Annotated in this window: 22 protein-coding genes and 1 pseudogene; 17 read left to right on the plus strand and 6 right to left on the minus strand. The window is 69.2% G+C overall.

Annotation, left to right across the window (positions count from 1 at the left end; translation table 11 throughout):
• Window positions 1-250: 250 nt before the first annotated feature.
• The gene (locus EVS83_RS14195) at window positions 251-703 is read right to left on the minus strand and encodes an RDD family protein (RefSeq protein WP_133501677.1); all 453 of its coding nucleotides are present in this window, start codon (window positions 701-703) and stop codon (window positions 251-253) included.
• Between the two features lie 30 nt (window positions 704-733).
• Between EVS83_RS14195 and xerD the strand changes: the two genes are divergently transcribed.
• The 17 genes and pseudogenes from xerD to pncB all read left to right on the plus strand — a co-directional run bounded on the left by xerD (window position 734) and on the right by pncB (window position 21237).
• Entirely contained in the window at window positions 734-1708 is a 975-nt protein-coding gene (gene xerD, locus EVS83_RS14200) for a site-specific tyrosine recombinase XerD (RefSeq protein ID WP_133501678.1), read from the plus strand.
• A 350-nt stretch (window positions 1709-2058) separates the two neighbouring features.
• The gene (locus EVS83_RS14205; RefSeq protein WP_133501679.1) at window positions 2059-2910 is read left to right on the plus strand and encodes a DsbC family protein; all 852 of its coding nucleotides are present in this window, start codon (window positions 2059-2061) and stop codon (window positions 2908-2910) included.
• Window positions 2911-2968: 58 nt separating this feature from the next.
• Complete coding sequence (gene purL / locus EVS83_RS14210) at window positions 2969-6889, plus strand: phosphoribosylformylglycinamidine synthase (RefSeq protein WP_133501680.1); 3921 nt, start codon at window positions 2969-2971, stop codon at window positions 6887-6889.
• A 110-nt stretch (window positions 6890-6999) separates the two neighbouring features.
• A complete protein-coding gene (gene gspE, locus EVS83_RS14215; protein ID WP_133501681.1) occupies window positions 7000-8724 on the plus strand; it encodes a type II secretion system ATPase GspE in 1725 nt (574 codons plus the stop codon).
• 7 nt (window positions 8725-8731) lie between these two features.
• Complete coding sequence (gene xpsF / locus EVS83_RS14220) at window positions 8732-9949, plus strand: type II secretion system protein XpsF (protein ID WP_133501682.1); 1218 nt, start codon at window positions 8732-8734, stop codon at window positions 9947-9949.
• A 479-nt stretch (window positions 9950-10428) separates the two neighbouring features.
• Window positions 10429-10869 (plus strand): type II secretion system major pseudopilin GspG, encoded by a 441-nt coding sequence (gspG, locus tag EVS83_RS14225; protein WP_133501683.1) that lies wholly within the window; start codon window positions 10429-10431, stop codon window positions 10867-10869.
• Complete coding sequence (gene xpsH / locus EVS83_RS14230; protein ID WP_133501684.1) at window positions 10866-11354, plus strand: type II secretion system protein XpsH; 489 nt, start codon at window positions 10866-10868, stop codon at window positions 11352-11354. The genes gspG and xpsH overlap by 4 nt, the downstream gene beginning before the upstream one ends.
• Window positions 11354-11773: a type II secretion system protein XpsI gene (gene xpsI / locus EVS83_RS14235; protein ID WP_133501685.1), complete on the plus strand. Its 420-nt coding sequence runs from the start codon at window positions 11354-11356 to the stop codon at window positions 11771-11773. Before xpsH ends, xpsI begins: the two co-directional genes overlap by 1 nt.
• The gene (locus EVS83_RS14240) at window positions 11770-12408 is read left to right on the plus strand and encodes a prepilin-type N-terminal cleavage/methylation domain-containing protein (protein ID WP_133501686.1); all 639 of its coding nucleotides are present in this window, start codon (window positions 11770-11772) and stop codon (window positions 12406-12408) included. Before xpsI ends, EVS83_RS14240 begins: the two co-directional genes overlap by 4 nt.
• Window positions 12405-13289: a type II secretion system minor pseudopilin gene (locus tag EVS83_RS14245; protein WP_133501687.1), complete on the plus strand. Its 885-nt coding sequence runs from the start codon at window positions 12405-12407 to the stop codon at window positions 13287-13289. The genes EVS83_RS14240 and EVS83_RS14245 overlap by 4 nt, the downstream gene beginning before the upstream one ends.
• Window positions 13286-14434: a PilN domain-containing protein gene (locus tag EVS83_RS14250; RefSeq protein ID WP_246022973.1), complete on the plus strand. Its 1149-nt coding sequence runs from the start codon at window positions 13286-13288 to the stop codon at window positions 14432-14434. Before EVS83_RS14245 ends, EVS83_RS14250 begins: the two co-directional genes overlap by 4 nt.
• Window positions 14431-15114, plus strand: a pseudogene (gspM, locus tag EVS83_RS14255) (type II secretion system protein GspM); the annotation flags it as partial. The gene EVS83_RS14250 and the pseudogene gspM, both read left to right, overlap by 4 nt.
• A gap of 178 nt (window positions 15115-15292) precedes the next feature.
• Window positions 15293-16036: a general secretion pathway protein GspN gene (locus EVS83_RS14260; RefSeq protein WP_133501689.1), complete on the plus strand. Its 744-nt coding sequence runs from the start codon at window positions 15293-15295 to the stop codon at window positions 16034-16036.
• Between the two features lie 8 nt (window positions 16037-16044).
• Window positions 16045-18330, plus strand: a complete 2286-nt coding sequence (gene gspD / locus EVS83_RS14265) for a type II secretion system secretin GspD (protein WP_133501690.1) — start codon at window positions 16045-16047, stop codon at window positions 18328-18330.
• A gap of 4 nt (window positions 18331-18334) precedes the next feature.
• Window positions 18335-19204 carry a glycosyltransferase family 2 protein gene (locus EVS83_RS14270; protein WP_246022975.1) on the plus strand — a complete coding sequence of 290 codons (870 nt, stop codon included), beginning with the start codon at window positions 18335-18337 and terminating at the stop codon, window positions 19202-19204.
• Window positions 19201-20043 carry a glycosyltransferase family 2 protein gene (locus EVS83_RS14275; RefSeq protein WP_133501691.1) on the plus strand — a complete coding sequence of 281 codons (843 nt, stop codon included), beginning with the start codon at window positions 19201-19203 and terminating at the stop codon, window positions 20041-20043. Before EVS83_RS14270 ends, EVS83_RS14275 begins: the two co-directional genes overlap by 4 nt.
• A gap of 21 nt (window positions 20044-20064) precedes the next feature.
• Window positions 20065-21237, plus strand: a complete 1173-nt coding sequence (pncB, locus tag EVS83_RS14280; RefSeq protein WP_133501692.1) for a nicotinate phosphoribosyltransferase — start codon at window positions 20065-20067, stop codon at window positions 21235-21237.
• Here pncB and EVS83_RS14285 read toward each other — a convergent pair.
• The 5 genes from EVS83_RS14285 to EVS83_RS14305 form a co-directional block, all read right to left on the minus strand.
• Window positions 21234-21752 carry a hypothetical protein gene (locus EVS83_RS14285; RefSeq protein WP_133501693.1) on the minus strand — a complete coding sequence of 173 codons (519 nt, stop codon included), beginning with the start codon at window positions 21750-21752 and terminating at the stop codon, window positions 21234-21236. The genes pncB and EVS83_RS14285 overlap by 4 nt on opposite strands.
• Before the next feature lie 76 nt (window positions 21753-21828).
• Complete coding sequence (locus tag EVS83_RS14290) at window positions 21829-22278, minus strand: GNAT family N-acetyltransferase (protein WP_208108755.1); 450 nt, start codon at window positions 22276-22278, stop codon at window positions 21829-21831.
• A gap of 1 nt (window position 22279) precedes the next feature.
• Window positions 22280-23083 (minus strand): orotidine-5'-phosphate decarboxylase, encoded by an 804-nt coding sequence (gene pyrF / locus EVS83_RS14295; protein ID WP_208108756.1) that lies wholly within the window; start codon window positions 23081-23083, stop codon window positions 22280-22282.
• A gap of 31 nt (window positions 23084-23114) precedes the next feature.
• Window positions 23115-23573 carry a hypothetical protein gene (locus EVS83_RS14300; RefSeq protein WP_246022977.1) on the minus strand — a complete coding sequence of 153 codons (459 nt, stop codon included), beginning with the start codon at window positions 23571-23573 and terminating at the stop codon, window positions 23115-23117.
• Between the two features lie 23 nt (window positions 23574-23596).
• Window positions 23597-24188, minus strand: a 592-nt coding sequence (locus EVS83_RS14305) for an ATP-binding cassette domain-containing protein (protein ID WP_133501696.1), incomplete at its 5' end; no start/stop codon positions are given.

The following is a 24188-nucleotide window of genomic DNA, read 5'->3' on the forward strand; positions in this document are numbered from 1 at the left end:
GCCGCGTGGCCTGCCCGAACGCCCGCCGCGCTGCGGCGGGCCGGGAGTTCGTAGCGCCCGGGTCGCGACCGAAAAATCGATCGCATTGGCGGCACTGCCGCGTGGCCTGCCTAAACGCCCACCGCGCTGCGGCGGGCCCGGTGTCGCACGATGTAGGAGTCGAATGACGTCGCTGACGTCAGCGTCGCCAACACCGACTCACGTCGATCAGCATGTGACGCTCAGCATCCAGTCGCACGAGCGCAGCGAATCACCGCTTCTCGAGCCGCTCGACACGCGTCCCACTCGCCCGGTCATGCCACGTCAGCCGGTCGCGATCGAACCACGCCCACCAGAACCCCAGCCCGCCCGCGAGCAGCGACAGCGTGCCGACGACGTAACGGATCACCAGCGCGCGTCGTGTCGGTGGCGTCGCGATGCCGACCACGCGCAGTCGCCACGGCCGCATTCCGAGCGTCTGACCGCCGCGCGCCCAGCTCACCACCGCGTACACGCCGGCGACGACCCAGCACGCGATCCACAACAGCCACGACAGCAGGCTGAAGGGATGGATGTTCTCGCGCGCGCCGTGTCCGGCGGCGTAGTAGCCGACGGTGAACGCCGTCGACACCAGCATCCACAGGGCCACCACCGGCCAGAAGTCGTAGAACAGCGCGAAGAGGCGCCAGCCGATCCAGGGGCGCGCGGGAGCGTTCGATGCCATGCGATCAGGATAGTCGCTAAGCTGCCGCGCATGGATGCGAAAGCCGGAACGCGACGCGCGGACGCGGTCGCGGCACGACGACAGGCCGCGCGTGCGCTGCCTGAACTCGGTGCGGCCGACGCGCAACTCATCGATCGTCATCTCGACGCGGTCTGGGCCGAAACCGGGCTCTCGACCGCATCGCGCGACAGCTACCGACGCGATCTCGCGGGTTTCGCACGCTGGCGCGATCGCGACGGTGCACTCGCATCGGCCTCCGCGGCGGATCTCTCGCAATACCTCGCCATGCGCGCACGCGACGGCTATTCGCCGCGCAGCAACGCGCGCCTGCTGTCCGCGCTGCGCGGTTTCTTCGCGTGGTGCATCCGCCAGCACCTGCGCAGCGACGACCCGACCGCATTGCTCGGCACGCCCACGCTGCCGCGCCTGCTGCCGAAGGCGCTCACCGAATCGCAGATCACCGCGCTGCTCGCGGCGCCCGATGTCGAAACATCGGACGGCCTGCGCGACAAGGCGATGCTCGAACTCATGTACGCGACGGGCCTGCGCGTCAGCGAGCTGGTCGGCCTGCCGGCGCAGGCGGTGAACCTGCGACAGGGCGCGTTGCGCGTCACCGGCAAGGGCAGCCGGGAGCGGCTGGTGCCGATGGGCGAGGAAGCGCAGCACTGGCTGGAGCGTTATGCGGCGACGGCGCGTCCGGCATTGCTCGCGAAGGGCCGCACGTCGCCGTTCCTGTTCGTGGACGCCAAAGGTGACGTGCTCACGCGTCAGCAGTTCTGGGCGACGGTGAAGCGCATGGCCGCGGTGGCCGGCATCGATCCCGCACGCATTTCACCCCACGGGCTGCGCCACAGTTTCGCGACGCACCTGCTCAACCACGGCGCCGACCTGCGCGCACTGCAGATGCTGCTCGGCCACAGCTCTCTGTCGACGACGCAGATCTACACGCTGGTGGCGAAGGAAAAGCTCAAGCACCTGCACCGCATGCATCACCCGAGGGGGTGAAAACGACGCGCTTGCGGCGCATGCGCCGCGCGTCGTTTTCACGCCCGCCGCGCTGCGGCGGGCAGGGCGTTCGATCGGCATCAGACTCGATGAGACCGCCGATCGCGGCCGCGAGTTGAGCGCAGAACCGCCTTTGCTTCTTGCTCGAATGTGCACCTACGTCGACCCGAATCAGCCCGGCGAGACGCGCCCATCCAGCGCCACACCGCCGCACCCATCGCCACTCGACCTCCCGCAGCCACGGCCTCGTGACCTGGCACCGCCGCCCCCTGAAGCCCCGCCAACCCCTTCCACAGCCGCCCGCGACCCCCGTGCCACAATCGGACGTCCCCGACGTTCCCCAGGTTCCGATGCGTCCTCTCCGCACTTCGCTCGTCATCGCCGCGCTCGGCGTCGCCAGCCTTGCCGCCTGCGCCAAGGTCCCGTCCGAATCGACCGCCAAGCCCGCTGCGACGCCGCTCGCGCGTACGGCTGGCTCGACCGTCGAGGCCAAGCCCGCGGCCGGCACGCCGGACGCGCGCGCCATCGACGCGATCCACGCGATGGAACCGCGCGCCGTGGTCGAGCATGTCGGCGCCGCGCCGATTCCGGGCTTCCGCGAGGTCGTCGTCGGCGGGCAGGTGGCGTACGTCAGCGACGACGGGCGCTACATGTTCATCCCGGGCGCCGGCGGCGCGCTCTACGACGCGGTCAAGAAGGACAATCTCACCGAGACCTCGCTCGGCAAGCTGCGCAAGACGCTGATCGAGAAGATTCCCGCGAGCGACCGCATCGTGTTCGCGCCGGCGAATCCGAAGCATCGCGTCACCGTGTTCACCGACATCAGCTGCGGCTTCTGCCGCAAGTTCCACAGCGAGATCGCCGACTACAACGCGCGCGGCATCGAGGTCGACTACGTCGCCTTCCCGCGTGCGGGCATCGGCAGCGACGACTACCGCCAGATGGTGTCGGTGTGGTGCGCCCCCGACCGCAAGAAGGCGCTGACCGACGCGAAGAACGATCGTCCGGTGCCGCAGCGCAGCTGCAAGAACCCGGTCGACATGGAGTACGACATCGGCCAGCGCGCCGGCCTGACCGGCACCCCGATGGTGGTGGCCGACGACGGCACCCAGCTCGGCGGCTACGTCCCGGCGGACAAGCTGCGCGACATCCTCGACCAGATGGAGTCGAAGCAGGCGCCGACGGCGAAGCCCGCCGGCTGAGGCCGACCTCCCCGGGCGGGTACAATGGCGGGCCCTGCCGTCGCACGGTCCGTCGGACATGATCGTCCTCGAGGGCGCCCCCGCCCTGTCGCCGTTCCGCCTGGAGCGGCTCCAAGCCCGCCTCCGCAGTCTCCACCCCGACGTCCGCCTGCTCGGCACCCGGCACACCTACTGGGTGCTGCCCGAGCCCGGCGCGCAGCCGGACCCGGCCAAGCTGGGTGAGATCCTCGAGGCCGGCGCCACCTTCGCCGACCGCGATCCGTCTGCCGTCTCCCGCTTCGTCACGCCGCGCCTCGGCACGCATTCGCCGTGGTCGAGCAAGGCGACGGAGCTGCTGCAGGGCGCCGGGCTGCCGGTGCACCGCGTCGAACGCGGCACGCGCATCGACCTCGCCAACTGGCCGACCGACGCCGCCACGCAAGGCGCGCTGGCGAAGGTGCTGCACGACCCGATGACGCAGTCGCTGCTCGACGCGCGCGAGGACGCCGTCGCGCTGTTCGAAGCGCCGTCGCGCGGTGATCTGGAACGCATCGACCTCGCCGACCTCGAGAACGCGAACAGGCGCCTCGGCCTCGCGCTCGCCGACGACGAGATCGCTTACCTGCGCGAACGCTACGCCGCACTCGGCCGCGCACCGGCCGACGTCGAGCTGATGATGTTCGCGCAGGCCAACAGCGAGCACTGCCGCCACAAGATCTTCAACGCGAGCTGGTCGATCGACGGCGTCGACGCGCCGAAGTCCCTGTTCGGCATGATCCGCCACACGCACGCGACGACGCCGCAGCACACGCTGAGCGCGTACAGCGACAACGCGGCGGTGGTCGAGGGCTATCGCGCGAAGCGCTTCCGTCCCTCCGGCCCGGACTTCACGTATCGCAGCGAAGGCGAAGCCGAGTCGGCGTTCTGCATCAAGGTCGAGACGCACAACCATCCGACGGCGATCTCGCCGTTCCCCGGTGCATCCACTGGCGCGGGCGGTGAAATCCGCGACGAAGGCGCGACCGGTCGCGGCGGCAAGCCCAAAGCGGGCCTCGCCGGCTTCTCCGTCTCGCACCTCCGCATTCCGACATTGCCGCAGCCGTGGGAAGCGCCGCGCGTGCTGAACCCGCGCATGGCGCCGGCGCTCGAGATCATGCTCGACGGCCCGATCGGCGCGGCGGCGTTCAACAACGAATTCGGTCGTCCCAACCTGCTGGGCTACTTCCGCAGCTTCGAGCTGCCGGAAGGCGCGCTCACCCGCGCCTACGACAAGCCGATCATGCTCGCCGGCGGCCTCGGCGCGATCGATCGTATCCAGGTGCAGAAGCACGGCCTGCGCGACGGCGACGCCATCGTCGTACTCGGCGGCCCGGCGATGCTGATCGGTCTCGGCGGTGGTGCGGCGAGTTCGGTTGCGTCCGGCGAAAGCCAGGAAGCGCTCGATTTCGCCAGCGTGCAACGCGACAACCCGGAGATGGAGCGTCGCTGCCAGGAAGTGATCGACCGCTGCGTCGCGCTCGGCGAACTCAATCCGATCGCGACGGTGCACGACGTCGGCGCGGGCGGCCTGTCGAACGCGATTCCGGAGCTGCTGCACGACAGCGACCTCGGCGGTGTGATCGATCTTGATCGCGTGCCGAGTGACGATCCGTCGCTGTCGCCGATGCAGCTGTGGTGCAACGAGTCGCAGGAGCGCTACGTGCTCGGCCTGCCGCCGGAGCGCGTCAACGAATTCACCGCGATCTGCGAGCGCGAGCGGTGCCCGTTCGCGGTCGTCGGTTACGCGACGACGGAGGAACGCCTGGTCGTCGGTCACGGCGCGACGCGTGAGCGTGTCGCTGCCGGCGAAACCGGTTGGGCGATCGACATCCCGATGGACGTGCTGTTCGGCAAGCCGCCGAAGATGCACCGCGACACGCAGCACCCGGCGCCGGCGAAGTGGCCCGCGCTGAAGTGGGGCGGGCTCGACCTGCGCGAGGCCGGCCTGCGCGTGCTCGCGCATCCCACCGTCGCGTCCAAGAACTTCCTCGTCACGATCGGCGACCGCAGCGTCGGCGGCCTGACCGCGCGTGACCAGATGGTCGGCCCGTGGCAGCTTCCGGTTGCCGACTGCGCGATCACCTTCAGCGGTTTCGACACGCACGCCGGCGAAGCAATGGCGATCGGTGAACGCACGCCGCTCGCACTGCTCGATTCCGCTGCGGCCGCACGCATGGCGGTGGGCGAGGCGATCACGAATCTGTGTGCCGCGCCGGTGGAAGCGCTCGATCGCATCAAACTCTCCGCGAACTGGATGGCCGCCTGCGGTCATCCGGGCGAGGACGCGCTGCTGTTCGACGCGGTCAAGGCGATCGCGATGGAACTCTGCCCGACGCTGCAGCTCGCGATTCCGGTCGGCAAGGATTCGTTGTCGATGCAGGCGCAGTGGCATGTCGACGGCGCGCAGCAGAAGTCGGTGTCACCGGTGTCGTTGATCGTCACCGCGTTTGCGCCGGTGACTGACGTGCGCGAACAGGTGACCCCGCTGCTCGACCGCAGCGTCGACAGCGAGCTGTGGCTGATCGGCCTCGGTGGCGGCAAGCAGCGCCTCGGCGGTTCGGTGCTCGCGCAGTGCCACCCGGAGTCGGGCGGTGACGCGGCGTTCCCGGCATTCGCCGCAGCCGGCGAACGCGACGGCTTCGGCGTGCCGGACGTCGACGATCCGCAGCGCATCGTCGAGTTCTTCGAGCTGATGCGTGCCGCGCGCACCGCGGGCCTGATCCGCGCCTACCACGACCGCTCCGACGGCGGCGCCTTCGCCGCGTTCGCCGAAATGGCGTTCTGCTCGCGCACCGGCCTCGACATCTCGCTCGACAACTGGGGCGACGACGCGTTCCGCTGCCTGTTCAACGAGGAACTCGGTGCGATCGTGCAGGTCGCCGTCGAGGATCGCGCGGAGTTCGCCGATCTCGTCGCGCAGCACGGGCTGATCGACTGCGCGCAGCGCGTCGCCAAGCCGACCACGTCGCCGCAGATCCGCGTGCGTCGCGACGGCGAGACCGTCGCCGAGTGGAGCTGGCAGGAACTGTTCGACGCCTGGTGGTCGGTGACGCACGCGATGCAGCGCCTGCGAGACAACCCGGACTGCGCCGACGAGGAGCGCGAGATCGCGCGCGATTTCGATGCGCCGGGCCTGATGCCGAAGCTGACGTTCGATCCGGCCGACGACATCGCCGCGCCGTACGTCAATGTCGGTGCGAAGCCGAAGGTGGCGATCCTGCGCGAGCAGGGCGTCAACGGCCAGATCGAGATGGCGTGGGGCTTCGACAAGGCGGGCTTCACCGCCGTCGACGTGCACATGAGCGATCTCATCGCGGGTCGCGTGAACCTCGCCGACTTCATCGGCCTGGCCGCGTGCGGCGGTTTCAGTTACGGCGACGTCCTCGGCGCGGGCCGCGGCTGGGCGACCAGCGCACTCGAGCGCAGCGCGGTGCGGGAAGCGTTCACGGCGTTCTTCGGGCGCGAGGACACGTTCGCGCTCGGCGTCTGCAACGGCTGCCAGATGATGGCGTCGATGGCCCCCGTGATTCCGGGTGCGGAGCACTTCCCGCGCCTGCTGCGCAATCGCAGCGAGCAGTTCGAGGCGCGCTTGGGGCTGCTGCAGATCACCGAGTCGCCGTCCGTGTTCCTCAAAGGCATGGAAGGCTCGCGCATCCCGGTCGCGGTCGCGCACGGCGAAGGTCGCGTGCATTTCGACGACCCGGCCGCGCGTGCCGCTATTTCGGTGTCGGCGCGGTACGTCGACGGCCGTGGCGAGCAGGCGTCGCAGTACCCGATCAATCCGAACGGCTCGCACGACGCGATCGCGGGCTTCACCAGCCGCGATGGTCGCGTGACCCTGCTGATGCCGCATCCGGAGCGCACGCTGCGCACCGCGAATCTCAGCTGGGCGCCGCGCGACTGGCCGGCGGATTCGCCGTGGCTGCGCATGTTCCGCAACGCGCGGGCGTGGGTCGGCTGACGCATTCAGCGAACTTGATCGACGGGCAACGGACGGCCCGGACGCGCGCGCCGATGCCGCGTCCTGCGCCATCCGCCTGATACAGTCCGGCGGTCGTCAGGGAGGTGCGGGTGAACGCGGTCGTCGATCCCATCGAGGAACCCATCGGCGGTGATCCCGTCGAAGCGCGCATCGTCGCGCTGCTGATCGAGCGCGGCCGCCTGAAGGACGCCGACCTCGCGCGTGCACGTCGCCTCGAAGCCGAGGCCGGCGGCCCGCTGCTCGCGCTGCTCGGCCGCCTCGGCCTCGTGTCCGAACGCGACCATGCGGAAGCCGTCGCGACCGTTCTCGATCTCCCGATCGTCGCGACGAAGGATCTTCCGGACCTGCCGCCCGAGAACGTCGCCCTGTCCGCGAAGTTCATGCGGCAGTTCCATCTCTGCCCGATCCGCGAAGGCGACACCGCGATCGACGTGCTGATGGCCGATCCGCAGGACGCCTACCAGCTCGACGCGCTGCGTCTCGCACTGCCGCGCCCGTTGAATCCGCTGGTCGGACTGCGCTCGGAAATCGACGCGTTGATCGAGCGCTGGCACGGCCAGGGCCGCAGCGCGATGGGTGCGATCGTCGACACCGCGGAAGGCGAGGGCGGCGAGCTCGACGATGTCGAACACCTGCGCGATCTCGCGTCCGAGGCGCCGGTCATCCGGCTCGTGAACCTGGTGATCCAGCGCGCGGTCGAGCTGCGCGCGTCGGACATCCACATCGAGCCATTCGAGAACCAGCTCAAGGTGCGCTATCGCGTCGACGGCGTGCTGCACGAAGGCGAAAGCCCGCCGACGAATCTCACGGCGGCGGTGATTTCGCGCATCAAGATCATGGCGCGGTTGAATATCGCCGAGCGCCGTCTGCCGCAGGACGGCCGCATCCAGATGCGCGTGCAGGGTCGCGAACTCGACTTGCGTGTGTCGACGGTGCCGACGTCGCACGGTGAGAGCGTCGTGATGCGACTGCTCGATCGCGAATCGGTGGTGCTGAGCTTTGAGAAGCTCGGTTTCACCGACGACTTCCTGCCGCAGTTCCAGAAAGTACTCGACCAGCCGCACGGCATCCTGCTCGTCACCGGCCCCACCGGTTCGGGCAAGACGACGACGCTGTACACGGCGCTTTCGAAGCTCAACACGCCCGACGTCAAGATCATCACCGTCGAGGATCCGGTCGAATACCAGATCGAAGGCATCAACCAGATCCAGGTGAAGCCGCAGATCGGGCTGGATTTCGCGAACGCGCTGCGTTCGATCGTCCGCCAGGATCCGGACATCATCATGATCGGCGAAATGCGCGACCTCGAGACCGCGCGCATCGCGATCCAGTCCGCGCTCACCGGCCACCTCGTGCTGTCGACGCTGCACACCAACAATGCGGCGGGCGGCATCACGCGTCTGCTCGACATGGGCGTCGAGGACTACCTGCTGACGTCGACGATCAACGGCATCCTCGCGCAGCGCCTCGTGCGCAAGCTGGAGCCGACGCATGCCGAGCGCTACCTCGCGCTGCCGGAAGAGATCGAGAAGTTCGGCCTGCGCCGCCTGCAGCCGCAGGGCGACATCTACCTGTATCGACCGAAGCCGTCGCCGATTGCCCCGAGCGGTTACGCCGGGCGCATGACGATCACCGAATTCCTCGTCATGAACGACGAGCTGCGTCGCGCGGTGATGCGTCACGCCGGCATGGGCGAGGTCGAACAGATCGCGCGCGCGGCCGGCATGCGCACGATGTACGAGGACGGCATCGCCAAGGCGCTCGCCGGCCTCACGACCATCGAGGAAGTGCTGCGCGTGACGGAAGAGGCCTGATCGACGCATGGCGCTGTACCGCTACAAGGCGCTGAATCCGCGCGGCGAAATGCTCGACGGCCAGATGGAGGCCGCCAGCGTCGACGAGGTGGCGCAACGCCTGCAGTCGCAGGGGCATCTGCCGGTCGAAGCCAAGCTCGCCAGCGAAGGCGGCGGCCCGGCGATCTGGAAGGGCCTGTTCAAGGCGAAGCCGTTCGCCGGCGCGCGCCTCGTGCAGTTCACGCAGCAGCTGTCGACGCTGCTGGGTGCAGGGCAGCCGCTCGATCGCGCGCTGTCGATCCTGCTTGAACTGCCCGACGACGAGGCCGCGCGTCGCACGATCTCCGACGTCCGCGAAGCGGTGCGCGGCGGCGCGGCGTTGTCGACCGCGCTCGATCGCCAGCACGGCACGTTCTCGCGCCTGTACATCAACATGGTTCGCGCGGGCGAGGCGGGCGGCAACCTGCACGAGACGCTCGCGCGCCTCGCGGATTACCTCGAACGCGCGCGCGCGCTGCAGGGGCGCGTCATCAATGCGCTGATCTATCCCGCGATCCTGCTGGTCATGGTGACGCTGAGCATGCTGTTCCTGCTCGGCTACGTGGTGCCGCAGTTCGCACAGATGTACGAAAGCCTCGGCGCGCAGTTGCCGGTATTTACCAAGATCATCCTCGCCATCGGCAACTTCGTGCGCGACTTCTGGATCGTGCTGGTTGCCGCGCCCGCGCTCGCAGTGTGGTGGATCGAGCGCAAGCGTCGCGACCCCGCCTTCCGCATGACGTTCGATGCGTGGCTCTTGCGTCGCAAGTTCGCCGGGCTTCTCGTCGCGCGTATCGAAGTCGCACGCCTCGCGCGCACGCTCGGCACGCTGGTGCGCAACGGCGTGCCACTGATCACCGCGCTCGGCATCGGACGCAACGTGCTCGGCAACCGCATGCTCGCTGCCGACGTCGAGAAGGCAGCGGACGAGGTCAAGAACGGCGTCGCGCTGTCGACGGCGCTGGGGCGCGGCAAGCGCTTCCCGCGCCTCGCGCTGCAGATGATCCAAGTCGGCGAGGAATCCGGTGCGCTCGACGTGATGCTGCTGCGCACGGCGGAGACGTTCGAACATGAAACCGGCCTCGCGCTCGACCGCATGCTCGCCGCGCTGGTGCCGATCGTCACGATGGTGCTCGCGTTCGTGATCGGCACGGTGATCCTCGGCATCCTCGTCCCGATGTACGACCTCACCGGGCAGATTGGGTGAGGCTCGCCGCGCTTCGCGCGGCATTGCCGCGCGGGCGAGACGAACGACCGCCGCGCTGCGGCGGGCCGGAATTCGAACCGGCCGGGTAGCGAAATAAACACGTAGCTTCCTACCCGGCACTGCCGCGTGCTCAACCTCCCGCCGTGCTGCGGCGGCCCACACCAAGGCGACGACCTGCGCGCAACCCGGTAACGCATGACAGCGTTGTTCCCCACCACACGCCATCGCATGTCCCGATCCGCAGCGCACCCGTGTCGCTGAACGCGCCATCCGCTCCGCAGCGGAAAACGCAGGCGCCGCACCATCGGCGTACGCTCGGCAATAAGCGCGTTCCGCGATGGAACGACACGGGAACCGCACCGCCGGGCTGCGGTCCCACTTCCGCCGCGATACGAAAAAACCTGAACCGCTCGGCCAAATCTCCCGCTTCACATCGCGAATTTGGTAAACAGTCGCCCTTTCCCCGGAAGCCGTCCCCCATGCGCAACCGTCGAGCTCTCACCCGATCGCCCGCCCCGCGTGCTCTGCAGCGCGGCATGAGCCTCATCGAAATCATCATCGTCATCGTGCTGATCGGCGTGGTGCTGACCTTCGTCGGCAATCGCATCCTCGGCGGTTCCGACCGCGCGAAGGCCAACCTCGCGAAGTCGGAAGTGCAGACGCTCGCGCAGAAGATCGAGCAGTACAAGGAAGACGTCGGCAAGTACCCGACCACGCTGTCCGACCTCGCCACCGCGCCGCAGGGTTCGACGGGCTGGCTTGGCCCGTACGCGAAAGCGGGCGAGCTCAAGGATCCGTGGGGCAACGACATCGCCTACAAGGCGCCGGGCGAAGACGGCCACGCGTTCGACGTGATCATCCTCGGCAAGGACGGCAAGCCCGGCGGCACCAGCGTCGACGGCGACATCCGCAACGAATGATCCGCATCGCGCCACGTCGGACGGCTGCACCCGCCGCCCGTCGTGCGCGCGGCGTGTCGCTCATCGAGATCATCATCGTGATCGTGCTGATCGCGGTGATGAGCCTGCTCGCGGCGGGGGCGATGACCGGCGGCTTCAAGGGCATGCAGTTGCGTTCGGCGGCGAAGGAGGTCGCGTCGCAGCTGCGCTACACGCGCACCCGCGCCATCGCGACGGGCCAGACGCAGCGCTTCGTCATCCAGCCGCGCACGCATCGGTGGCAGGCGCCGGAAGGGCGCCACGGCGAGATTCCGTCGGAAGTGCGCGTGTCGTTCATCGGTGCGCGACAGACGCGGCCGTCGCCGGATGAAGGCGCGATCCTGTTCTTTGCCGACGGGGCGTCGACGGGCGGTCGCGTGCGGCTCGAGCGCGACACGGCCGCGTTCAACGTCGACGTCGCCTGGCTCACGGGCGAAGTGAAGCTCGTGCGGCCGGAATCGCCGTGATGCGGCGCGCGCGCGGCTACACGCTGATCGAAGTCGTCGTCGCGTTCGCGGTGCTCGCGGTCGCGCTGACGTTGCTGCTCGGCACGCTCACCAATTCCAGCAGGCAGGTGCGCTGGTCAGCCGATGCCGGACGCGCCGCGATGCTCGCGCAGTCCGTGCTCGACGAGCTCGACACCAACGGCCCGCTTCGCGCCGGCGATCGCGACGGCGAACTCGAGGACGGGCGTTATCGCTGGCAACTGCACGTAGCGCCGTATCGCACGAATGCCGCCGCGTCGACGCAGCCCGTCGACCCGAACGCGCCGGTGCTGCTCGCGCTCGACATCACCATGACGTGGGGCGACGGCGGCCCGCGCGAGCGCCTTGAATTGCATTCGCTGCGCCTCGTTCCGGCGAACCTAGGAGCGCCGCCGACGTGAGGCGTGCGCGCGGCTTCACGCTGGTCGAAGTGCTGATCGCGACGGTGCTGCTCGCGGTCGGCCTCACGCTCGCGTTCGCGACGATCACCGGCGCGACAGGCGCGACGCGTCGCGGCGAAGCGACCGCCGCGAGCAACGAACACATCCGTGCGGTCGAAGGTTTCCTGCGTCGTCGCCTTGCGGGTGCGCGCGCCGTCGCCTTCGAGATCGACTCGACGACCGGCCAGCCCAAGCGCTTCGCCGGCGACGCCGAAGGCATGCGCTTCGTGTCCGATCTTCCGGACTACATCGGTCGCGGCGGCCCGAGCGTGCACGACCTGCGCGTCGAGCGCATGCCGTCGGGCGATGGCGTGCGGCTCACGCTCGGTCTCGCCGTCGTGCAGCCCGGGGACGCCGCGCCTGCGGTGGATCGCACGCCCGAAGTACTCGCCGAAAACCTGCGCAGCGTGCAGTTCCACTATCGCGGCGTCGGCGAAGACGGCAAACCCGCCGAGTGGCAGGACGACTGGACGACGACCGAACAGCTTCCGCTGCTCGTCGAGATCCGCGTCGTCGACAAGGACGGCAAGCCGTGGCCGGTGCTCGACGTCGCACCGCGCCTCGCCGCCGCATACGCCACGGGGATCACGCGATGACGCGTCGTTCCTCGCGCGGTGCCGCGCTGCTGCTCGTGCTCTGGCTGATGGTGCTGCTCATCGCGCTGGTCGGCGCGTTCTCGCTCACCGCGCGCACTGAAGGCATGCAGGGCCGTGCGCTCGTCGACGGCGTGCAGGCCGAGCAGATCGCACGCGCCGGCGTCGAATACGCGCTGACGAAGGTGACGCAACCCGATCCGCGCCAGCAATGGCGCCCGGACGGCCGCGCGTACAAGTGGAATTACGAGAGCGCGGACGTCGAGATCCGCATCGTCGACGAGGACGGCAAGGTCGATCTCAACCACGCGGATCCGCCGTTGCTCACCGGCCTGTTCGAGGCGGTCGGCATCGAGCGCGGGCGCGCGGAGAAGCTCGCGGGTGCGGTGGTCGACTGGCGCGATGCCGATCCGCTGACGCAGCCGTCCGGCGGTGCGGAGGATCCCGACTACGCCGCGGCGGGCCTGCCGTACGGCGCGAAGGACGCCGACTTCGAAAGCAGTGCCGAGCTGCTGCAGGTGCTCGGCTTCACCGCGGACGATTACAAGCGCGTCGCGCCCTACGTGACCGTGTTCAGCGGTCGCGGCCGGCCCGAGCCCGCGTTCGCCGGCGCGCCGGTGCTGACCGCGATGGGCATGGACGGCAAGGCGATCGTCCAGCAGCGCGATGCGTGGGATCCGTCCAGCGGCCAACCGCGTCCCGGCGTGCCCGGCGGCGAGAGCCTGCAGGCGTTCGGAAGCGGAACGTATAGTATCGAGAGCACGGCCCGGCTCCGTGGCGGACGCATCGCCACGCTCGGCGCCGTAGTACGCGCCGGGGGCAGCGCCATTCCGGGGATGGCCTACACACCGTTGCGTTGGGAGGAGGGGGTTCCGTCACCATGACCTCGGTTCTCGAGGGCCGGATGCGCGGCCTCGGGCGGATCGCCGCCCGGCTCGGCCCGCAGGCCACCAGCCTGCGCGGCCTGCTCAACTGGTGGGGCCACGCCCTCGCCGCGTGGCTGCCCGTGCGCGTTCGCCGTGCGCTGGGCGTCGATCGCGGACGCCTGCTCCTCATGCCGCTCACCGACGGCGAGGTGCGCCTGCAGCTGCAGCGCGACGGCGCGCTCCATGAACTCGGTCGCCTGCCTGCGCTCGTCGATGCGCCGGGCGACGATCCGCTCGCGACCGTCCTCAATTCGTCTGCCGTCGACCTGCCGCGCTGGCTCGTGCTGCCTGCCGGCGCCGCGCTCGTGCGTCGCCTCGGCCTGCCCGCGGCCGCGGCCGATCGCCTCCGCGATGTCGTGCGCTTCGAACTCGACCGGCAGACGCCGTTCGCCGCCGACGAGGTGATGTACGACGCACGCCTCGTCGGGCGTCGCGGCGACGGCCAGCTCGATGTCGAACTCGTCGCGACGCCGCGCATGCGCGCGGAGCCGATGCTCGCCGCACTCGGCCCGCTTGCGGGGCGACTCGCGGGCGTCGACGTGCTCGATGTCGACGGCACGCCGCGTGGCGTGAACCTGCTCGATCCGGCGGCGCGGCGTCGCCAGCGCGATCCGTGGCTGGTGTGGAACCGCGTGCTCGCAGGCGTCGGCGTCATCGCGATCGCGTTCGCGCTCGTCACGATTCTCGACAATCGCCGCCAGGCCGCGGATCAGCTCGAACACGACGTGCGTGCGCGCAGCCGTCCCGCCAAGCTCGCGGCGCAGCAGCGCGAAGCGCTGACGGAACTCGTCGCCGGCCAGGCGTTCCTCGACAAGCGCCGCGCCGAACAGCCGACCGCCGTCGAAGTCATGGATGAAGTCAGCCGTCGCCTGCCCGACGGGACGTATCTCGAGAAGCTCGCCATGGAAGGGGATCGCCTGACGCTGATCGGGCTGAGCAACGAAGCGCCCTCGCTGGTGAACCGCCTTGAAGGCGCGCCGCTGTGGCATTCGCCGGCGCTCGCCGGCGCGCTGCAACCGGATCCGGCGACCAACCGCGATCGCTTCACGCTGACCGCGGAGCTCGGTCGCGAATCCGCTGCGAAGAAGGACGCGTCGCCATGACGCCCGTCGTCACCGAGCGCGAGCGCTGGCTGGCGCTGGGCCTGCTCGTCGCGGTGCTGCTCATCGCCTACGGCGTGCTGATCCATCCTTGGTGGACGGTGCCGATGCGCGAAGTCGGTGCGCGCATCGACCAGTTGCAGGAACGCGACGCGCGCCTGCGCGCCGAACTCGCGCAGGCGCCGGCGGTGCAGGCCCGACTGCAGGAAGCGCAGCAGCGCCTCGCGACGCGTCCGGGCTTCCTGCCCGAGGCGACACCGGAACTCGCCGTCGCGGGGCTCGTGCAGCGCCTTGAAACCGTCGTCGCGCAGGCGAGCCCGGGTAATCGCAGCTGCCAGATCAGCAACCGCTCGCCGCTGCAGAATGAATCGGGCGAGGCGTATACGCGCGTCGCCGTGCAGGTTCGCCTGCGCTGCGGTACGCCGGAACTCGCGGCGGTGCTGCATGCGCTCGAAGCCGGCACGCCGCGACTGTTCGTCGAGAACCTCAACATCCTCGCGCAGCGCTTCTTCGGCGGTGAGCCGAATGCGTCGAGCGGCGGGCTCGACGTGAGCTTCGATCTCGTCGGTTACCTGCGTCCGGCGGGCGCAATCATCGACGGCGCTGCTGCCGCGCCGGTCATGTCGGCCGCACCCCAGCCTTCCGCCGCGATGCCGCCTGCCGCTGCACCGGCTCCAGCGCCCGTGCCCATGACCGGGCCGTCGTCGATGCCGGGCCCGGGTCCGGCCGCCAATCCTGCCGAGATGGCGCCCGCGCATTCCGGCATCACCGGTCCGAAGATGCCGCCACCGGCACCGCTGCCGACGCCCGCAACCCCGCAGGGCGCGCCGGAGCCGGCGACGCCGCCGTCGGGAGGTCCCGATGCGTCTTGACCACGTCGCGCCGCGCACCGTGCTGCTCGCCGGGTTCGCCGGCTGGGCGCTGCTCGCCTGGGTGCTTGCGCTTGCGGGCATGGGCGGCCAGGTGCCCGAGGGCAAGGGCGGAACCATCGCCGGCAGCCGCATTCCGACGCTGCCCGCGGAAGTGCCCGGCGCGACGCTCGGGCCGATCGGCCAGTACGGCGAAATCGCCGCGCGACCGCTGTTCGCCACCGATCGCCGCCCGCATCCGTTCTCGCTCGTCACCGACGACCAGCAGACCGCGGGCGCCGCCGACTTCGACCTCGTGCTGACCAGCGTGCTGATCACGCCGCAGGCCAGCATCGCGATCGTGCAGAAGCCGGATGGCAGCGAGTCGTGGCGGGTGAAGATCGGCGATGCGCCGGATTCCTTCCCGGCGTGGCGCCTGACGTCGCTGCAACCGCGCAGCGCGGTGTTCGAAGGTCCCGAGGGTCAGAAGGAACTCACGCTGCGCGTGTACGACGGCAAGGGCGGCGCGGCGCCGACCGCGTCGACGACCTCCGTGCCCGCGGCGTCGGTGCCGCCGAATCCCGTCGGCATGCCCGTGCCGACCGCACCGCCCCCGACCGACGCTGCCTCGCAGCCCGACCCCGCGCAGATCGAGCAGATCCGCCAACGCATCGAAGCCCGCCGCGAAGAGATGCGCCGGCGCGCCCAGAACGCCAACCCGCCCGCGACGGCCGTGCCGCCGCCGACGAACCGCTGAGTCCCGCGATGAACCTCCTGCCTTCCGTCACCGTCCTCCGCCCGGCCCTGCGCCAGTCGACCGCCGCACTCGCGATCGCGTCGATCCTCGCCGGCTGCACCACGGTCACGCCGCCGGTCGTGCGTCGCGATGGGCGCCTCGACGGCCCGGCCGCCGGCACCTCGTCGGCGCCCGCCGGCGATTCGGCCACCGTCGCGAACGGCAACGTCACCACGACGCCGCTGCCGGCGCAGGACGAAGGCCCGCGCGCGCAGATCCGTCGCGGCACCGGCACGGTGATCAACAACCGCGTCGCCAGCGCGCCGCCGTCGCGCCTCGGCGGCAGCTCCGGCGCCGCGACGTTCAACTTCGAAGGCGAGTCGGTGCAGGCGGTGGTGAAGGCCATCCTCGGCGACATGCTCGGCCAGAACTATGTGATCGCGCCGAACGTGCAGGGCACGGTGACGCTCGCGACGCCGAAGCCCGTCAGCCCCGCCGAAGCGCTGAACCTGCTCGAGATGGTGCTCGGCTGGAACAACGCGCGCATGGTCTACAGCGGTGGCCGCTACAACATCGTGCCGGCCGACCAGGCGCTCGCCGGCACCGTCGCGCCGCGCACCGGCCCCGCGTCGACCGCGCGCGGTTTCGAAGCGCGCACCGTGCCGCTGAAGTTCGTGTCGGCGACGGAGATGGAGAAGATCCTCAAGCCGTACGCGCGACCGAACGCGATCGTCAACGTCGACAACGCGCGCAACGTCATCACCGTCGCCGGTACGCGCGCGGAACTCGAGAACTACCTGCGCACGATCGAGACGTTCGACGTCGACTGGCTCGCCGGCATGTCGGTCGGCGTGTTCCCGCTGCAGTCGGGGCGCGCGAGCCGCGTGGTCGCCGATCTTGAAAAGGTGTTCGGCGAGACCAGCAAGTCGCCGGTCGCCGGCATGTTCCGCTTCATGCCGCTCGAAGGTGCGAACGCGGTGCTCGTGATCACGCCGCAGGCCGCGTATCTCGACGACATCCAGCAGTGGCTCGAACGCATCGACGGCGCCGGCAGCGAGCCGCGCCTGTATTCGTACGAGCTGAAGTACATCAAGGCCAAGGATCTCGCCGATCGCCTGTCGGAAGTGTTCGGCGGTGGCCGTTCGGGTGGCAGCCAGACCACCGGCCAGCCGTCGCTGATGCCGGGTCTTGATTCCACGGAACTGCGCGACACCGACAGCGGGGCGAGCGCGTCGATCGGCCAGACGTCCGCACCCGGCGATAGCGGGACCGCATCGACCGGCGGCATGTCGTCGTCGCTGTCGCTCGATCCACGCCAGAACGGCAACGGCTCGGTGACGTTCGATGTCGACGGCCAACGCGTCGGTGTATCGGCGGTGGACGAAACCAACTCGCTGCTGGTCCGCGCCACGCCGCAGAGCTGGGCGTCGATCCGTGACGTGATCGAACGTCTCGACGTCATGCCGATGCAGGTGCAGATCGAAGCGCAGGTCGTCGAAGTGCAGCTCAGCGGTGCGCTGCAGTACGGCGTCAACTGGTTCTTCGAGCAGGCGGTGAGCGATCCGACCTCCGCCGGCGGTGCAGGCCTGCCAAATGCCGCGGGCCGCAACATCTGGGGCGACCTCAAGGGCAGCATCCGCCCGGCCGACGTCACCAATCCGGGCCTCGCGTGGACGTTCCTTGGCAAGAACGCGGCGGCCGTCATCAACGCGCTCGACCAGGTCACCGACCTGCAGCTGCTGCAGACGCCGTCGGTGTTCGTGCGCAACAACGCGGAAGCCACGCTCAACGTCGGCAGCCGCATCCCGATTTCGTCGGTGACGGTCGATCCGGGCACCGGCACGGGCGGCGTCACCTACAGCCAGGTGCAGTACCTCGACACCGGCATCATCCTCAAGGTGCGCCCGCGCATCACGCGCGACGGCATGGTCTTCCTCGACATCGTGCAGGAAGTGAGTTCGCCCGGAACCGTCGCCGATCGCAACGGCAACGTGCGCATCGACACGCGCAAGGTGAAGACCGAAACGGCCGTGCAGAGCGGCGACACCGTGATGCTGGCCGGCCTGATCAGCGACGGCGTGCAGCGCGGTTCGTCAGGGTTGCCTGGCCTGAGCCGTATTCCGGTGGTGGGCGGGTTGTTCGGTCGACAGACGTCGAAGACCGACCGCAACGAAGTCATCGTGCTGCTGACGCCCACCGTCGTGCGCAACCCGCAGGAAGTGCGCGACCTCACCGACGACTACACGCGTCGTTTCCGCGCGATGGAGCCGCTGCACCGCAAGCAGAAGGTGCGCGGCGGCACCGAGGTGCGTTGATACGGTGACGGACGTGGTCGAGGCGGCGCCCGGCGACGCCCTGCCCATCGTGGTGATCCCGGTGGGCGTCGACGATGCAGTGCTCGACGGCTGCCTCGCGGCGCTCGAGGCCACGACACCCGCGAGCACGCGCGTCTGGCTCGCCGACGACGCGTGCGGCGGTCCGCGCGTGCGCGACGTCGTCGACGCATGGCTCGCGACCACGCGCATGAGCGCCGAATACGGACGCCGCCCGCGTGCGCTCGGTGAAGCGGCGCATCTCGCGGACGTGCTGCGCACCTGCGGCGACGCCGACGTCGTCGTGCTGGCCGACGACGCACGCCCGGCGCCGGGCTGGCTCACGCGCATGACGCGCTGCCTGCGCGAGTCGCCGCACGCGACGTCGGTGACGCCGTGGAGCAACGCCGGCGAAACCGCAGCTTGGCCGCGCCTGGGTGATGTCGCGCCGTTGCCGGACGATCCGTCGCGCATCGTCGATGCGCTCGCGGAGGCGGCGCTGCCATCGCAGCCGTTACCCGCCGCGGTCGGTCACGCGGTGCTGTTGCGCGGCAGCGCCTGCCGTCGCGTCGGCGGCGTCGACGCGACGAGCTATGCGTCGTGGTACGCGGCGCTCATCGATCTGTGCCTGCGTCTGCAGGCGTTCGGCGGCGTCGACTTGCTGTGCATGCAGGCGTACGTCGGACGGCTCGACGAAGGCCATCCGGCCGACGGCGACCTCGACCGCGTCGCAGCGCGTTGGCCGCACTGGAACGCGCGCCTCGCCGAATTCCTGATGGACGATCCGCTGCGCGCCCAGCGCGATCGCATCGCCGCGGTGCTCGCGGAACGCGCGGCCAGCGATGCGCAAGCGGACCTGTTCGGAGCATCGCCATGACGACCGACGACATCGCCGTCGTCGTCGTCACCTACCGCAGCGCGGAGACGATCGAACTCTGCCTGCAACGGCTGCGCGCGGCCGACGGTGTCGCGCAGATCCGCGTGGTCGACAACGCCTCGGATGACGGCACGCTCGGCATCGTCCAGCGCATCGCCGCGGGCGAGCCACGGCTGAAGTTCGTCGCCAATCCGGACAATCCCGGCTTCGCCGTCGCCTGCAACCAGGGCGCGCGCGACAGCGATGCACCGTGGATCGCATTCGTGAACCCCGACTGCCTCGTCGAGCGCGACACGCTGTCACGGATGCGCACGCTGACATCGCAGGTCGCGCCCGCGCTGATGGGCTGCGAGCTCGTCGACGAAGACGGCGTCGCCGACCCGGCTGCACGTCGCCGTGATCCCGATTTCGCGGGCATGCTCGCGGGCGAGGGCACGGATCTCGCGATCCCGTCCAATGGCGAAGCGGTGCAGCGCGTCGATGCCGTGTCCGGCGCGCTGATGCTGCTGCCGCGTTCGCTGTTCGATACCGTGCAGGGCTTCGACGAAGGCTATCGACTGCACGCCGAAGACCTCGATCTCTGCCGCCGTGTCCGCGACGCAGGCGGCGCCGTCGCGATCGCCAACGCGGTGCGCGTGGTGCATGTGCGCGGCGTGTCCAGCCGCTCACGGCCGTTCTTCGTCGAATGGCACAAACACCGCGGCCTGTGGCGGTATTTCAGCAAGTTCGAGGCAAGGCATCGCAGTGGACCGCTGCAGGTCGCGATCGCGCTCGCCATCGCCGCACGCTTCGCTTCACGTGCGCTGTCGATCACCCTGTCGATACTCGCAGGCCGCTGACGACGACGGGGCATCGCGCCCATGATCATCCGGTCGCTGCTCGACACCGACCTGTACAAGTTCACGATGATGCAGGCGGTGCTGCACCAGCACCCGGCGGCGCAGGTGACTTACCGCTTCAAGTGCCGCACGCCGGGCGTCGACCTCTCGCCCTATGTCGACGAGATCAGCGACGAAATCGCTGCGTTGTGGACGCTGCGCTTCACTGACGACGAGCTCGCCTGGTTGCGCGGGCTGCGGTACATGAAGTCGGACTTCATCGATTTCCTGCGCCTGTTCGAGCTCGACGCGCGCCACGTGTGGTTGTCTGCCGTGCCGGATGCCACCGGCGGCATCGAACTCGAGATCGAAGGCCCGTGGCTGCACACGATCCTGTTCGAAGTACCGCTGCTCGCGATCGTCAATGAAGTCTGGTTCCGCCATCAGCCGCCAGCCGACGAGGCGGAAGGCTTGCGTCGCCTGGAGGCGAAGATCGAACGCCTGCAACCGCTGCCCGATTGCACGATTTCCGATTTCGGCACGCGTCGCCGCTACTCGCATGCGTGGCACGCAAAGATCCTGCCGATGCTGCGCGACGGACTCGGCGCACGCTACGCGGGCACCAGCAACGTGCACTTCGCGCGCATCTACGACATGACGCCGCACGGCACGATGGCGCACGAGTTCCTGCAGGCGTTCCAGGCACTCGGTCCACGCCCCATCGACTCGCAGAAGGCCGCGCTCGAAGCATGGGTGCACGAGTACCGGGGTGACCTCGGCGTCGCGCTGTCGGATGTCGTCGGCCTCGACGCCTTCCTTCGCGACTTCGACCTCTACTTCTGCAAGCTCTTCGACGGCGTGCGCCACGATTCCGGCGATCCGTTCGACTGGGGCGAGCGGGTGATCGCGCACTTCGAGACGCACCGCATCGACCCGCGGTCGCGCACGCTGGTCTTCAGCGACAGCCTCGATCCCGATCGCGTGCTGCAGCTGTACGAGCGCTTCGGCGGACGTTGCCGGCTCGCGTTCGGCATCGGCACCAACCTCACCAACGATCTGGGGCCGAAGCCGATCAACATCGTGATCAAGATGGTGCGCTGCAATGGCCAGCCGGTCGCGAAGATCAGCGATTCACCGGGCAAGGGCATGGGCGGCGACCCCGGCTACCTCGCCTACCTGCGGCAGGTGTTCGGCCTGCCACCGCAACCGGATTAGCGGTCGAGCCGAACCTTCAGCTGCAGGCCGAGCGTGTTCGGCGTCGAGCCGGGAATGCGCGGCAGGTAGATCAGATTCATGCCGACGCGGCGGTATTCGATCTTCGCGACCAGCGCACCCGCCGGCGCGGCATGTCCGTCGTTGTAACCGGGATAACCATTCACGAGCCCGACCATGCCGCCGACGCGAACGTACCGCCCGAGTGCGAGCGGCGTGTAGTGATACAGCGCGTACCACGAATCCTCGTACACCGAGTTGCGGAAGTAGCCGGCCGACACCGCGTGACGCGGCTGCCACTGCACTTCCACGCCTGCGCCATAGTTGCTCTGGTTGAAGTGCCTGCCGCGCCCGAGATAGTCGTCGGCGTTCTCGAAGTGATACGACGCGACGTTGACGTCCGCCCACCACTCCGCGCTCGAACGCGATGCATCGCTCGTCGGCTCGGCGGCATAAGCCGAAAGAGGCAGTACACATGCGAGCAGCGCGATCCGCGCCGTGCGGGCTAGGGCGTGCATAGGAACTCCGGGGACACGCATCGACGCTAGCAGCCGCACGCGCGCCTTGTGCTCACGCGAACGCGGCGAAGCTGAATCAGTGGTCGAGTCGGTGGTCGTAGCGGATGAAGCCGCGGTGCTCGGCGAAGCGGTCGTACAGGGCGCGTGCGGTCGCATTGTGCGATTGCGTGAGCCAGTACAGCCGCGCGGCGCCGCGTGCGCGCGTGTCGTCCGCGACCGCCTCGATCAGTGCACGCGCGACGCCGCGTCCGCGCGCGGCTTCGTCGGTGAACAGGTCCTGCAGGTAGCAGACGCGGTCGGCCCACGTACTTGCATGGAACAGGTAGTGGCCGATGCCGACGAGTCGACCGTCCAGGCGCGCGCCGAGGCCATGCACGATGTCGCCATCCATCAAGCGCTGCCACGCGGCGTTGTATTCGGCGGGCGTCGTCGGCGTCGCGTAGAACGCCTTGTAGCCTTCGGCGAGGCGTTGCCAGTCGTCGCGGTCGGCCGGTCTGAGCGGTGCGACGATCGGCGCGGCGCTCACCTCAGCGGCTCGCGTTGATGACATCGCGCAGCGCGCGTGCGGCGTCCGCGGCGGCGTCCGCGTAGTCATCGCCATTCGACGCATAGAGCACGGCGCGCGACGAGCTGATCATCAGGCCCGTGCCATCCGGCGTCTTCGCATTCGACACGACGGCCGCGGCGTCGCCGCCCTGCGCACCGACACCCGGCACCAGCAGCGGCACGTCCTTCACCAGCGCGCGAACTTCGGCGAGTTGCTCCGGCCACGTCGCGCCGACGACGAGGCCGATGTTGCCGTTCGTATTCCACTCCTGCGCGGCTTTTTCGGCGACGTGCTGGTACAGCGGTCGCCCGGCGACGAGCATGTCCTGTAGTTCGCCGGCACCCGGGTTCGACGTGCGGCACAGGATGATCACGCCCTTGTCGGCCCGGTCGAGAAAGGGCTGCAGCGCATCGCGACCGAGGTAGGGGTTCACCGTCACCGCGTCGGCGCCGTAGCGGCCGAAGGCTTCGCTCGCGTAGTGCTGCGCGGTGCTGCCGATGTCGCCGCGCTTGCTGTCGAGGATGACCGGCACCTGCGGATGCGCGGACTTCAGGTGCGCGATCAGTCGCGTCAGTGCGTCTTCCGCCGCAAGCGCGGCGAAGTGCGCGATCTGCGGCTTGAACGCGCAGGCGTAGTTGGCGGTCGCGTCGGCGATGTCGCGACAGAACGCGAACACGGCGTCGGGATCGTTGGCGAACCGCGCGGGGAACTTGGCGGGCTCCGGATCCAGCCCGACGCAGACGAGCGTGTTCGCGGTCGTCCAGCGGGCGCGCAGCGCGGTCATGAAGCTCCTCGGTCGTCTCCCGGATTCGATGTCAGAGGCGCTTCCACACCTGCCACAGGCCGACGGCATGGACGATGCCGATGGCGAGACAGATCGCGGAGCTCCAGAGGTTGAACGGTGTGCGCAGCGAGGCCATCGTGGCTGCGGGCACGATGGCAAGGCCGCGCAGCACATAGACGCCGGTGATCGCGACCAGCGCCGCGGCCGTCAGCGGCAGCGGTCGGATCAGGCCCGCGCCCGACGCCGCGTACGCCGCCCAGATCCCGAGCACGAGCGCGATACCCAGCGTCACGAGCGTCGGCACCGGGCTGCGCGCTTCGGCGAGGCGTGCCATGCGCTCGCCTGCGCCGAAGAAGCGATACCAGTCCGGCCCGCCCACGATCACGGCGACATGCAACAACGCCGCCAGCGCGCTGAGCGCTGCAGCGAGGACCAACATTCGATTGACGTCCGATGCCATGTCGAATTCCGCATGCGAGACGCCCGCCATGAAGGCGGGCGTCAGTGTCGCGATTACTTGAGGGCCTTGAACCGCAGGCGGTGCGGGCCGGCGTCCGCGCCCATGCGGCGCTTCTTGTCTTCCTCGTACTCGCGGTAGTTGCCCTGGAAGAACTCGACGTGCGAGTCGCCTTCGAATGCGAGGATGTGCGTCGCGATGCGGTCCAGGAACCAGCGATCGTGCGAAATCACGAACGTGTTGCCCGGGAACTCGAGCAGCGCGTCTTCAAGTGCACGCAGCGTTTCGATGTCGAGGTCGTTCGACGGTTCGTCGAGCAGCAGCACGTTGCCGCCCTGCAGCAGCGTCTTCGCCATGTGCAGTCGGCCACGCTCACCGCCCGACAGCGTACTGACGATCTTCTGCTGGTCCTGGCCCTTGAAGTTGAAGCGCCCGATGTAGGCGCGCGACTGGATCTCGATGCCGTTGATGTTGAGGATGTCGAGGCCGCCCGACACTTCTTGGAACACGTTGTGGTTGCCTTCCAGCGCGTCGCGGCTCTGGTCGACGTACGCGAGCTTGACGGTCGGGCCGATGTCGATCGAACCCGAATCCGGCTGCTCCTTGCCGGTGATCATCTTGAACAGCGTCGACTTGCCGGCGCCGTTC

Origin of the sequence: Cognatilysobacter terrigena (assembly GCF_004361065.1) — a bacterium.
Classification (GTDB): domain Bacteria; phylum Pseudomonadota; class Gammaproteobacteria; order Xanthomonadales; family Xanthomonadaceae; genus Cognatilysobacter; species Cognatilysobacter terrigena.

What these genes read in the sequence shown, in the direction of transcription:
- xpsI (WP_133501685.1), top strand. Translation starts at nt 11,354, where the DNA reads ATGCGGCGCGCGCGCGGCTACACGCTGATCGAAGTCGTCGTCGCGTTC.
- EVS83_RS14250 (WP_246022973.1), top strand. Translation starts at nt 13,286, where the DNA reads ATGACCTCGGTTCTCGAGGGCCGGATGCGCGGCCTCGGGCGGATCGCC.
- EVS83_RS14260 (WP_133501689.1), top strand. Translation starts at nt 15,293, where the DNA reads ATGCGTCTTGACCACGTCGCGCCGCGCACCGTGCTGCTCGCCGGGTTC.
- xpsF (WP_133501682.1), top strand. Translation starts at nt 8,732, where the DNA reads ATGGCGCTGTACCGCTACAAGGCGCTGAATCCGCGCGGCGAAATGCTC.
- gspG (WP_133501683.1), top strand. Translation starts at nt 10,429, where the DNA reads ATGCGCAACCGTCGAGCTCTCACCCGATCGCCCGCCCCGCGTGCTCTG.
- purL (WP_133501680.1), top strand. Translation starts at nt 2,969, where the DNA reads ATGATCGTCCTCGAGGGCGCCCCCGCCCTGTCGCCGTTCCGCCTGGAG.
- EVS83_RS14275 (WP_133501691.1), top strand. Translation starts at nt 19,201, where the DNA reads ATGACGACCGACGACATCGCCGTCGTCGTCGTCACCTACCGCAGCGCG.
- EVS83_RS14300 (WP_246022977.1), bottom strand. Translation starts at nt 23,573, where the DNA reads ATGGCGGGCGTCTCGCATGCGGAATTCGACATGGCATCGGACGTCAAT.
- xpsH (WP_133501684.1), top strand. Translation starts at nt 10,866, where the DNA reads ATGATCCGCATCGCGCCACGTCGGACGGCTGCACCCGCCGCCCGTCGT.
- pncB (WP_133501692.1), top strand. Translation starts at nt 20,065, where the DNA reads ATGATCATCCGGTCGCTGCTCGACACCGACCTGTACAAGTTCACGATG.
- gspD (WP_133501690.1), top strand. Translation starts at nt 16,045, where the DNA reads ATGAACCTCCTGCCTTCCGTCACCGTCCTCCGCCCGGCCCTGCGCCAG.
- EVS83_RS14205 (WP_133501679.1), top strand. Translation starts at nt 2,059, where the DNA reads ATGCGTCCTCTCCGCACTTCGCTCGTCATCGCCGCGCTCGGCGTCGCC.
- EVS83_RS14195 (WP_133501677.1), bottom strand. Translation starts at nt 703, where the DNA reads ATGGCATCGAACGCTCCCGCGCGCCCCTGGATCGGCTGGCGCCTCTTC.
- pyrF (WP_208108756.1), bottom strand. Translation starts at nt 23,083, where the DNA reads ATGACCGCGCTGCGCGCCCGCTGGACGACCGCGAACACGCTCGTCTGC.
- EVS83_RS14245 (WP_133501687.1), top strand. Translation starts at nt 12,405, where the DNA reads ATGACGCGTCGTTCCTCGCGCGGTGCCGCGCTGCTGCTCGTGCTCTGG.
- EVS83_RS14285 (WP_133501693.1), bottom strand. Translation starts at nt 21,752, where the DNA reads ATGCACGCCCTAGCCCGCACGGCGCGGATCGCGCTGCTCGCATGTGTA.
- xerD (WP_133501678.1), top strand. Translation starts at nt 734, where the DNA reads ATGGATGCGAAAGCCGGAACGCGACGCGCGGACGCGGTCGCGGCACGA.